We start from the raw sequence: 10,932 nt of genomic DNA on the forward strand, positions 1-10,932 counted from the left end.
CCAGAATAATTTTGATATTTTTAAAAATTTATTTGAAAGATTAGGATTTCCAAAAGATGAAAACATAATCCAAATTAAAAATAAAACTAAATATCTATTATATAAAAACGTTAATATAGATATTTTGACTGATTTTATCGAAAATTATAAAATAAATATTCCACCAATAAATAATCAAGTTTTATCTGATTATATAAAACAACAAAATATACAAAATAATATACGAGAATGGAATATTTGCATTGTTTCTAATACTAATGAAAAAGCACTACTATATGATGAAGGTGTTATAAAAGAATCCAAGAACCGGACAGAGCATGAAACAAAAAAATACAGTTTATTCGCAGATGGAAAAGCGATTGAATTAGTTTGTAGTGTCAGAAATCAAACGGAATATTCAGAATTATATAAAATAACAAAAAATCAAATTGATGATGTTGTAGATCGTCAAGTAGATTTATTAGAAAATGGTACAGGAAGCATTAAAGAAAGAAGAGCCAATGAAAGCAAAGGTTTACTTCTAATTTATGCATTAGACGAAAGAGGTACAACAAACGTTGAAAATGGTATTCCAATCATAGGTTATAGTTTGCATTTTCCTAAAATTGAAAACGAAGTTCAGGTTTCTTATTCTGCTACGATAAAAGAAGAGCTTGATATTGAACCAATGGAAGATGATGATAATTCTGAAAACGAATAATTATGGTAAGTATTAAATCTATTTGGGAAAGTCATGTTCCTACTGATGAAATTATTATAAAAACGCAACTTGAACATGTTAAACCGTTCAAATGTTTTGCAGCAACAAATCATATAACTGGTAATCATTTATACATATTTGAAACTTCAAAAAATGCTAAATTCCCTGAATTTAAAAATTTTAAGTTTAAGGGATTATTAATCGAAATATTTGAATTTGAAGATACTAAAGAGTTACATATTTATCTTTTAGATAATCAGTTAAAAGATATTTTCAGTCTATTTATTGAAAATATTGTTGAAGAAATCTCAAAAAGTGTTACTGAAAACGAAGCTTTAGTTGAAACTTCTAATGTTGTATTAAAATGGAAAAAATTATTTGATAAAATAAATTTTCAAGGGCTAACAATTGAAAGACAAAAAGGATTAATTGGAGAACTTTTATTATTCAATTCATTGCTGGATGAAGAATATTCAATTGATGCTTTATTAGAAAGTTGGACTGGTCCAGATTTTAATGATAAAGACTTTCGTTTTGGTTCATTTGGCATTGAAGTAAAGTTAACTTCATCAAAAGTTCCAAAAGTTAAGATTTCAAGTGAAAGACAGTTAGATACTGAAAATCTAACAAAATTATATTTAGTTTTATATGTGGTCGAAGAAGTTAAGGATAAAGGTTTTTCACTAAATTCTGTTATAGAGCAAATTAGAACTAAAATTAATAATAATCAGAATGCTTTAAAGTTTTTTAACGAAAGACTTTTACTAGTAGGCTATTTTCATGAAGATTTTGAAAATTACAAGCGTCAGTATGCTTTTAGAAAGAGAAATTTTTATGAAGTTACAAGTGATTTTCCAAGATTGGTAGCTTCAGATTTACCTATTGGTTTGTTTGATACAAAATACAATATTGAATTATCAGCAATAGAACAATTTTTAGATAGTAATGAATCAATTCTTGAATTAATAAAATAATGGAGAGAGGATTAAAAAATTATATTGAAGCCATTCAGTCTGATGTTTCAGCATTAGTATATTCAGATGGTGAAGGAGCAAGTTTTGAAGATAAATTTACAGAGCATTGCATTGAAATATTGGATAACATAGGCAAGTCAGAAGGCGCCAGAGTATTGTCTTATATAAATCCTGATTCTCAAGGAAGAGTTGACTGGAAAATAAACGGATATTGTCTAAAAGATGAATTCAAAGACGATTCTAACAAGGTTTACTTTGAAACATTAGATTTATTTATAACTTATTTCAATAAAACTTCATACGATTATAACATTACTAAAGATGACTTTAATAAAAGTATAAATCAAATTAAGAAGTTTTTAAATGCTGCTCTAAAAGGGCACATTGATTATATTGATCCTGCTCAAACAGAGTTGAATCAGTTATTAAAAATTATTTTAAAACAGAAATCAAATTTTGACAGAATAAATATTTATTTTTTAATCAATGGGAATTCAAATCACGATTTAGAGAAAATTACAATTAAAGGATTTGATGATTTAGATATTTTTGTTCATGTTTGGGATATTCCTAGATTTTATAAGTTAAGTGAATCATCAAGCAATAGAGAGCCGATTGAAATTGATTTTAAAGAGTTAATATCGAACAATCAACATGGTATTCAATGTTTGAAAATGCCTAACATAAATGAGCTATATGAGTGTTATTTAGCAATTTTACCAGGTGACATATTATCTAAACTTTACAAAGAATATTCTAATGAATTACTTGAAAGTAATGTTAGAGCTTTTTTAGGTCAAACGGGTAAATTCAACAAAGGTATTAGAGATACAATTAGAGAAAAGCCACAAATGTTTCTTCCTTATAACAATGGTATTACGGCTACTGCTGAAAACGTTGAAACTATGCTTATTGATAATCAGTTGTATCTGACAAAATTACTTGATTTTCAAATTGTAAATGGTGGTCAAACTACTGCTTCATTGTTTCATACTCAAAAGAAGTTTAAAGATGCCGATTTGAGTAATGTTTTTGTTCAGATGAAATTAACGGTAATCAAAGATGTTGAACAAAAAAATATTGAAGTTCCCAACATTGCTAGATATGCCAACAGTCAAAACAAAGTATCTGAATTAGATTTGTCTTCAAACAATCCATATTTTGTTCAAATTGAATCATTATCACGTAAAAAATACGTAATTGATCCAGTCAATAGAAACATGTCAACCTTGTGGTATTTTGAACGTGTTAATGGTCAGTACAAAGAATCTTTAAATAAATTAACTACTCCAGCTCAACAACGAAAATTCAAGGAACAAAATCCTACAAATCAAAAATTTGTTAAATCTGATGTTGCTAAGTATATAAATATTTGGGAATTAGAACCACATTATGTATCACAAGGTGCTCAGAAAAACTTTATTCACTACACCAAAAAGATTAATGAATTAGTTAAGAAAAGTAAATTTCCAGGAGAGAATTTTTATAAAAAATTAATTGCTAATGCTATTCTTTTTAAAGTAGTTGATAAACTTTTTGGTCGAAAAAACATAGATGCCATTGGAGATACTAACTTAAAATCATTCACGGTTGCTTATACATTATCTTATTTTTATTATTTGACTGACAACAGAATTGATTTGTGGAAAATTTATGAAGAGCAACGAGTTGACACAAGAATAGTAAATGAATTGCAAAAATTAATTGTTTTTGTTTACCATCAATTGGTTAAATCTTCAAATAATTCACTTATTTCTGAATATGCAAAAAGAGAATCAAGCTGGAAGTTATTAAAAGATGAAAATTATAAATTCAATTTTGAACAATATTCTGATTGTTTCATAACAAAAGAACAAGTTTTAGCAAGGGAAGTAGAAACAGAAGAAATTGATAACAAATCAGAAAATAATTTGATGAGCATCAATAAAATTTTAGGTTTCGGTAATAAGTTCTGGGATGGTGTTTCAAAATGGTCAATGAATATTGAAGAATTTAAAGAATCTTCAACTGATATATGGGAAATTGCAAGTAAAATTAAAAGAGCCAAAAATTTTAATAGTAGAGATATTGCAATTGGTAATAAATTAATTTCATACATTGAGGAAAAGAAAATAAACATCGATACCATAAAATCATTATCAAATGAAATTGAAGTAGAAGTTATTGATTTTAAGGCAATCTATGATAGGTTAAAATTAATTTCTAAAAATGATTGGTCTAAAATATTTGATATAGGAGAACAAACTAAAATATTTGATAATTTAGAATTACAGAATTTAAAATCTGTTCAAAAATCAATTTCTAAAAGTGAAACAGTAAAAGAAGTTAACGTTGTAAATTCTTTAAAATCAATTAAAAAGTTAGCTAAATTTGGCATTAAAGTTTAACTAAATTTTTTTACTGAACCCTATCGTATCTTCACCTAAAACCCCATCAGCAACGTCGTTACAATCAATTTCATGACTGCCCCACTAGCCCTGACTGAAGGGAAAATCCTTTTTATTTTTTTTCTTTAAAAAAATAAAAAGATTTGGAATGAAGGCAGGAACATGCCCCGACGCTTCGGGGCCTAAAAAGCCCGAGCCGTTCGCTCCTTAAAGTAAGCATTTCTTTGTTTGTGGCTGAACTAAAGACTGAATTCTTTTCATTATCTTTGAGCTCTTTTTAAAATACTTATGATACAATCGATGACGGGTTTCGGGAAGGCCACTTTGCAACTCCCAAACAAAAAAATTACCGTAGAAGTAAAATCGCTCAACAGCAAAGGTTTGGACTTAAACGTCCGGATTCCTTCGGTGTACCGCGAAATGGAATTGGGTTTACGCAACCAACTTTCGACGGTTTTGGAACGGGGTAAAATTGATTTTTCTATTTTTATGGAAAATACAACCGAGCAAACTTCTACCAAAGTCAACGTACCGATTGTGAAAGCCTACATCGCTCAATTACGAGAAGTATATGCCGAAGCCGATGAAACCGAATTGATGAAAATGGCCGTGAGAATGCCCGATGCGATGAAAACCGAACGCGAGGAAATCGACGAAAACGACTGGAATTTGATTCAAAACGTGATCGATGAAGCTTTAGAAAACATGCAATCGTTTCGAGTGGCTGAGGGAACTTCGCTGGAACGCGAATTTTTGCACCGCATTGCCAACATCATGACGCTGATGAATGCCACAGTTGCTCTGGATGGCGAACGCATTGAGACCGTAAAAACGCGACTTCGCACGGCAATTGACGAACTAAAAGTGAACATCAACGACAACCGCTTTGAACAAGAACTGATTTTTTATCTCGAAAAATACGACATTACCGAAGAGAAAGTGCGACTGGAAAATCACTTGCATTATTTTATCGAAACCATTGCAGGAAAAGAAGCCAACGGCCGAAAACTGGGTTTTATTACCCAAGAAATGGGCCGCGAAATCAACACGATGGGATCCAAGTCCAACCACGCTCAAATGCAAAAATTGGTCGTGCAAATGAAAGATGAATTGGAAAAAATTAAGGAACAGGTTTTGAATGTACTCTAAAGTATTGAGATTGAAGTTTAAAGTTCTTTACGCAACCTGAAACTTCAAACTTGAAACCTTGAAACCTGACCCGAGGCGAAGCCGAACGGAGCGAAGCTAAACAAAAATTATATGAACAACGGAAAATTAATTGTTTTTTCGGCACCTTCGGGTTCGGGTAAAACAACGATTGTAAAACACCTTCTCGAACAAAAAGAATTGCATTTGGACTTCTCCATTTCGGCTACTTCGCGCGAAAAGAGAGGCGATGAAGTTGACGGAAAAGACTACTACTTTTTATCTGCGGATGCATTTCAAAAGAAAATTGCAGCAAATGAATTTGTAGAATACGAGGAAGTGTACAAAGACAATTTTTACGGTACTCTGAAAACCGAACTGGATCGGATTTGGGCTCAAGGGAAACACGTGATTTTTGATATCGACGTGATAGGCGGTTTAAACATCAAAAAGCAATTTCCAAAACAAACATTGTCTGTTTTTGTGAGTCCGCCGTCCGTGGAAGAACTCGAAAGAAGACTGCGTTTTAGGCAAACCGAAAGCGATGAGAAAATCCAAATGCGATTGGCTAAAGCCGAACGGGAAATTGCCGAATCGGATAAATTTGACGTCATCTTGAAAAATTATGATTTGGAAATTGCCAAAAACGACGCGTACACTTTGGTGCATAATTATTTGAAAATGATATAAAGAAAGGTGCAAAGGTGCTAAGATGCAAAGTTTTTATAATTTATGAACGCAGCACCTTAGCAACTTAGAACCTCAGAAACTTCCAAACTCATAACCTCAAAAAGAATGAAAATCGGTTTGTTTTTCGGTACTTTTAATCCCATTCATATTGGCCATTTGATTATTGCCAACCACCTTGCGGAGTTTAGTGATTTAGAGCAAATTTGGCTCGTGGTTACGCCTCACAATCCCTTGAAAAAGAAAAGTACGTTGCTCGACGATTACCACCGACTCGAAATGGTACATCTTGCCACCGCTGATTATCCCAAATTAAAGCCTTCCGACATTGAGTTCAAGCTCCCGCAACCCAATTATACGGTGAATACCTTGGCACATTTGCAGGAAAAATATCCGCAAAATGAATTTGCCTTAATCATGGGCGAAGACAATTTGAACTCTTTGCAAAAATGGAAAAACCATGAAGTGATTTTGCAAAATCACGAACTCTATGTCTATCCAAGAATAACTTCTGAACCTCAACCAAAGCCTGGTTTTTTAGAAAATTTCAAAGCTAAAATTCATACAATTGACGCACCCATTGTGGAAATCTCGTCCACCTTTATCCGAAATGCCATCAAAGGCAAAAAAAACATCAACCCAATGCTTCCTGCAAAAGTGGCAGATTACATTGAACATAATTTGTTTTACACCAAATAAATTAAGTCAAGACCTCTTGCAATGCGTCTTGAATTAACGAAGCTGCGGAGCTAAAATTAGCATTTTTGGCCGACAATAAATAGACTGAAGTAATCGGCATTTGATCGCTTTTCCATATAAGTTGCAGTTGGTCCTTCTCCAAAAAGGATTTAGCGTTTATATCCCAAGTTACTGCAACACCCGTGTTTTTTGAAAGCACTTCCAACATCTCATGTTCAGAAGGAATGATGTAATTGGGAATCATTGAAGGACGCTTTTTATTGAAAACATGCAACCAAAACAACTTGATATGTGGAATTCCAGCGTCGTGACTGTACCATTTTTGTTCATTCAACGCACTTTCTACGGCAAAAAAATCACGGTTTGCAATACTGTTTTTTAAAGTTGACACATCAAGATTTGTTGAAGCCACTACAATTTGCCTAATCGCACCTAGCTTTTTTTGAACGGTATCAAACGTATCGTACCTATTGGTAACAATAGCAAAGTCGATTTTCTTGGCATTTACCAATTCGAATAAGGCATCATTTGTATGAAAACTAAAGTCAATGTAATCGAATTTTGAAATCAATGTGCTTCCAATGGAACGGAATAAATGTTTCGAAATACCCAAAGTGATCAAACGATTTGCATCCAACGCTTTGGATCTGAAACCATTTTCAACGTTCTCCAAACGATCTAATGCTTCAATGATTAAGTTATTCAGCAACTTGGCGTATTCGGTTGGTTCCACTCCTTTCGACTTTCTGTTGAAAAGCTTATACCCTACGTGGGCTTCTAACATAGAAATTTGCTGACTAACCGCTGGTTGACTGATAAATAGCTCTTTGGCAGCCAAAGAAAAGTTGCCGTTTTTATACACCGATTTAAAGGTTCGGTACCATTCTAAATTTACCATGCTATAAATATACTTATCACAAACATAATTTAAATTATTTTTACAAATAACATAAGCGTTGTAAATTTGTAAAGTATAAATGAAATTAGGTATAAAAAAAACTCATTTTAATTGTAATTTTAACCGTAAGTTGCTTATTTGCAACTGCACAAAATAAAAAAATATGAAAAAAGTATTATTTGTAGTCACTAGTCACGACAAATTAGGAGACACCGGAGAAAAAACAGGATTTTGGATTGAAGAATTGGCAGCACCTTATTATGAATTACTCGATAAGGGAATTCAAATCGACATTGCTACACCACTAGGGGGCCAACCGCCAATTGATCCAAAAAGTGCCGACCCTTCATCGGCAACTGAAGACACGAAGCGATTTGATGCCGACAAAGAATTGCAAACCAAACTAAGTCAAACTTTAAAATTAGCCGATGTAAAAGAAGCTGATTATGATGCTGTATTTTATCCAGGTGGACACGGTCCTTTGTGGGATTTAGCTACCGACCACACATCAATTGCATTGATTCAATCTTTTTATACCAATGATAAACCTGTTGCTTTTGTTTGTCACGCTCCTGCCGCATTGAAAAATGTTAAAATCGATGGTGAATATTTAGTAAAAGGAAAAAAAGTAACCGGTTTTACAAATGCTGAAGAAGAAGCAGTTGGATTAACAAAAGTGGTTCCATTTTTACTAGAAGACGTTTTAAAAGCAAACGGTGGAATCTTTTCTAAAACCGAAGATTGGCACCCGTATGCTGTGGAAGATGGATTGTTAATTACAGGTCAAAACCCTGCCTCGTCAAAATTGGTTGCTGAAAAATTGCTACAACAATTAAATTAAAAGGAAATGAATAACTTTGAATTATACAATCCTACCAATTATATTTTTGGTAAAGGACAAATGGAAAAATTAGGCAATTTAATTCCAAAGAACGCAAAAATTTTACTGGCTTACGGCGGCGGAAGCATTTTCAAAAATGGAATTTACGAGTCGGTGATGCAAAACTTAAAAGGTTTTGACGTTACGGAATTTGGCGGTATCGAACCCAATCCGCATTTTGAAACATTAGAAAAAGCGATAGCAATAGTCAAAGAAAAAAAGATTGATTTTCTTTTGGCTGTTGGAGGCGGAAGCGTGATTGACGGCGTCAAATTTATTTCTGGAGCTACAAATTATAAAGGTAACCCGTTGGAAATTTTACAAAAACGCCTCTTAATTAAGGAAAACGCAGTGCCTTTTGGAACCGTTTTGACTTTACCAGCCACGGGAAGCGAAATGAATTCTGGAGCGGTAGTAACAATAGCAGCTACTCAAGAGAAATTATCGTTTGGTGGTTCGGCTTTGTTTCCACAATTTTCAATTTGCGATCCAACCGTTATTGAATCGTTGCCAAAAAGACAAATTCAAAATGGTATCGTAGATGCTTTTACTCACGTGATGGAGCAATACCTCACGTATCCACACGACGCGTACTTGCAGGATCGAATTGCCGAAGGCATATTAACTACATTAATTGAAATAGGCCCAAAAGTAGTGGAACATCCCACGGATTATGCTTTGGCATCCAATTACATGTGGTGTTGCACGATGGCTTTGAACGGATTGTTAAACAAAGGTGTTCCAACAGACTGGGCGACTCACATGATTGGGCACGAATTGACGGCGTTGTACGGAATTGATCACGCAAGAACTTTAGCCATTATTGGGCCGCATTTATACACCGTTTTATTTGAAACCAAAAAAGAAAAACTAACACAGTACGGAAAACGCATTTTCCATTTAAGCGGAAGCGACGACGAAATTGCCAAAGAAGCCATCAATAAAACGGTGGAATTTTTTCACTTAATGGGAATAGACACCAAGTTGTCTCAATATACCGACGATTATGCCAAAGCAGCTACATTTATAGCCGCTCGTTTTAAAGAAAGAGGCTGGAACGCCTTAGGTGAAAGACAAAACCTGACCGTCGAAAAAGTGAAACACATCGTGGAAATGAGTTACTAAAATCAAACCACTTTAAATCAAAAAGCACTGCTGAAATTTTTTCAGCAGTGCCTTTTTCAAAACACCAAAAACAAAATCTTAACTAACTCCTAACCTTTAAAACAATCGAGGAAAATACCTAAATGTTTTGTTATAACGTTGATTTCAGACTTATAGTATATTGACAGTCATAAATTTAACTTTATTTTAGAAATAAATTTTAAATTGTCCTGAACCGCTCGTGTTCACTGGAAAATTTGGTGATTATTAATTTTAAAATAAGTATTTTTGAATAAAATTTATTTTTTGTTTCTTAAAAAGAGAATAATGACAGAATATCCAAAATTTGCAGTCATAGGAGGAGGAAGTTGGGCAACAGCTATTGCTAAAATGCTATGTGTAAACCTACCTGAAATTGCGTGGTATATGCGAAATGATGATGCGATTGATCATTTGAAAGAGTTTCACCACAACCCCAATTACTTGAGCTCGGTAGAATTTAACATCGAAAAGTTACGATTGACCAGTGATATAAATGAAGCCATAGCCTATGCCGACTATATTATATTTGCCATTCCCTCTGCTTTTTTGAATGGTGAGTTGCAAAAATTAACAGCTAGTTTAAAAAACAAGGTCATTTTCTCGGCAATTAAAGGAATAGTTCCTGAAACGAGTTTGATTGTAGGAGAACATTTTCATCAACAATACGACATCGATTACGAAAATATTGGAGTAATAACGGGTCCATGTCATGCAGAGGAAGTTGCGTTAGAACGTTTATCCTACTTGACCATCGCTTGTGGCGACGCTAAAAAAGCACGAATCGTAGCCAATTGCCTTTCGGGAAATTACATCAAAACAAAAATTTCAGACGATATCATAGGTACTGAATATGCCGCGATGTTGAAAAACATTTACGCCATTGCAGCCGGGATGGCGCATGGTTTGGGTTACGGCGATAATTTTCAAGCTGTATTGATGAGTAACGGGATTCGAGAGATGAAACGCTTTATTCGTGAGGTGCACAAAATGAAGCGAAACATCAATAATTCGGCTTATTTAGGCGATTTACTGGTTACAGGTTATTCGTTATTCTCGCGAAACAGAACCTTCGGAAACATGATTGGCAAAGGCTACACCGTAAAAAGCGCGATGATGGAAATGACTATGGTGGCCGAAGGCTATTATGCTACAAAAAGTGCCTACCACTTGAACCAACAATACGGCGCCAAAACTCCCATAATCGATGCCGTTTACAGCATTTTGTACGAAGGTAAAGAGGCGAAAAAAGTATTTAAAAAATTAACAGATAAGTTGAATTAAGGTTTAGTTGTAAAGTTTCACAACATTGTTGATGGCATTTCCTCCCCTTCGGGGTTTTCTTTGGAGGCGTAGCCGTAAAAGAAAACCCCGAAGGGGAAAGATAAAAAAGTTGATTATTTTTGTTTTACCACAAA

The 10,932-nt window shown here is 33.7% G+C and carries 10 protein-coding genes; 9 read left to right on the forward strand and 1 reads right to left on the reverse strand.

Annotated features, from left to right (window positions below):
• From ACIQ2X_RS09390 to nadD, 6 genes are all read left to right on the forward strand, one after another.
• Positions 1–700, forward strand: a 700-nt coding sequence (locus tag ACIQ2X_RS09390; protein ID WP_396178671.1) for a hypothetical protein, incomplete at its 5' end; no start/stop codon positions are given.
• 2 nt (positions 701–702) lie between these two features.
• Positions 703–1,674: a PD-(D/E)XK motif protein gene (locus ACIQ2X_RS09395; protein WP_396178672.1), complete on the forward strand. Its 972-nt coding sequence runs from the start codon at positions 703–705 to the stop codon at positions 1,672–1,674.
• Positions 1,674–4,061 carry an AIPR family protein gene (locus ACIQ2X_RS09400; protein WP_396178673.1) on the forward strand — a complete coding sequence of 796 codons (2,388 nt, stop codon included), beginning with the start codon at positions 1,674–1,676 and terminating at the stop codon, positions 4,059–4,061. Before ACIQ2X_RS09395 ends, ACIQ2X_RS09400 begins: the two co-directional genes overlap by 1 nt.
• A gap of 288 nt (positions 4,062–4,349) precedes the next feature.
• Positions 4,350–5,210 (forward strand): YicC/YloC family endoribonuclease, encoded by an 861-nt coding sequence (locus ACIQ2X_RS09405; RefSeq protein WP_396178674.1) that lies wholly within the window; start codon positions 4,350–4,352, stop codon positions 5,208–5,210.
• Positions 5,211–5,321: 111 nt separating this feature from the next.
• Positions 5,322–5,897, forward strand: coding sequence for a guanylate kinase (gmk, locus tag ACIQ2X_RS09410; protein ID WP_396178675.1), 576 nt, complete (start codon positions 5,322–5,324; stop codon positions 5,895–5,897).
• 105 nt (positions 5,898–6,002) lie between these two features.
• On the forward strand, positions 6,003–6,593 hold the full coding sequence (gene nadD, locus ACIQ2X_RS09415; RefSeq protein ID WP_396178676.1) for a nicotinate (nicotinamide) nucleotide adenylyltransferase: 591 nt from the start codon (positions 6,003–6,005) through the stop codon (positions 6,591–6,593).
• A 1-nt stretch (position 6,594) separates the two neighbouring features.
• On the opposite strand, the gene ACIQ2X_RS09420 is transcribed toward nadD, so the two are convergent.
• Positions 6,595–7,491: a LysR family transcriptional regulator gene (locus ACIQ2X_RS09420; RefSeq protein WP_396178677.1), complete on the reverse strand. Its 897-nt coding sequence runs from the start codon at positions 7,489–7,491 to the stop codon at positions 6,595–6,597.
• A 163-nt stretch (positions 7,492–7,654) separates the two neighbouring features.
• Between ACIQ2X_RS09420 and ACIQ2X_RS09425 the strand changes: the two genes are divergently transcribed.
• From ACIQ2X_RS09425 to ACIQ2X_RS09435, 3 genes are all read left to right on the forward strand, one after another.
• Positions 7,655–8,332, forward strand: coding sequence for a type 1 glutamine amidotransferase domain-containing protein (locus tag ACIQ2X_RS09425; RefSeq protein ID WP_396178678.1), 678 nt, complete (start codon positions 7,655–7,657; stop codon positions 8,330–8,332).
• Positions 8,333–8,338: 6 nt separating this feature from the next.
• Positions 8,339–9,496 (forward strand): iron-containing alcohol dehydrogenase, encoded by a 1,158-nt coding sequence (locus ACIQ2X_RS09430; RefSeq protein WP_396178679.1) that lies wholly within the window; start codon positions 8,339–8,341, stop codon positions 9,494–9,496.
• A gap of 306 nt (positions 9,497–9,802) precedes the next feature.
• Complete coding sequence (locus ACIQ2X_RS09435) at positions 9,803–10,798, forward strand: NAD(P)H-dependent glycerol-3-phosphate dehydrogenase (RefSeq protein WP_396178680.1); 996 nt, start codon at positions 9,803–9,805, stop codon at positions 10,796–10,798.
• Positions 10,799–10,932: the final 134 nt, after the last annotated feature.

Origin of the sequence: Flavobacterium sp. (assembly GCF_044368625.1) — a bacterium.
Lineage (GTDB): Bacteria > Bacteroidota > Bacteroidia > Flavobacteriales > Flavobacteriaceae > Flavobacterium.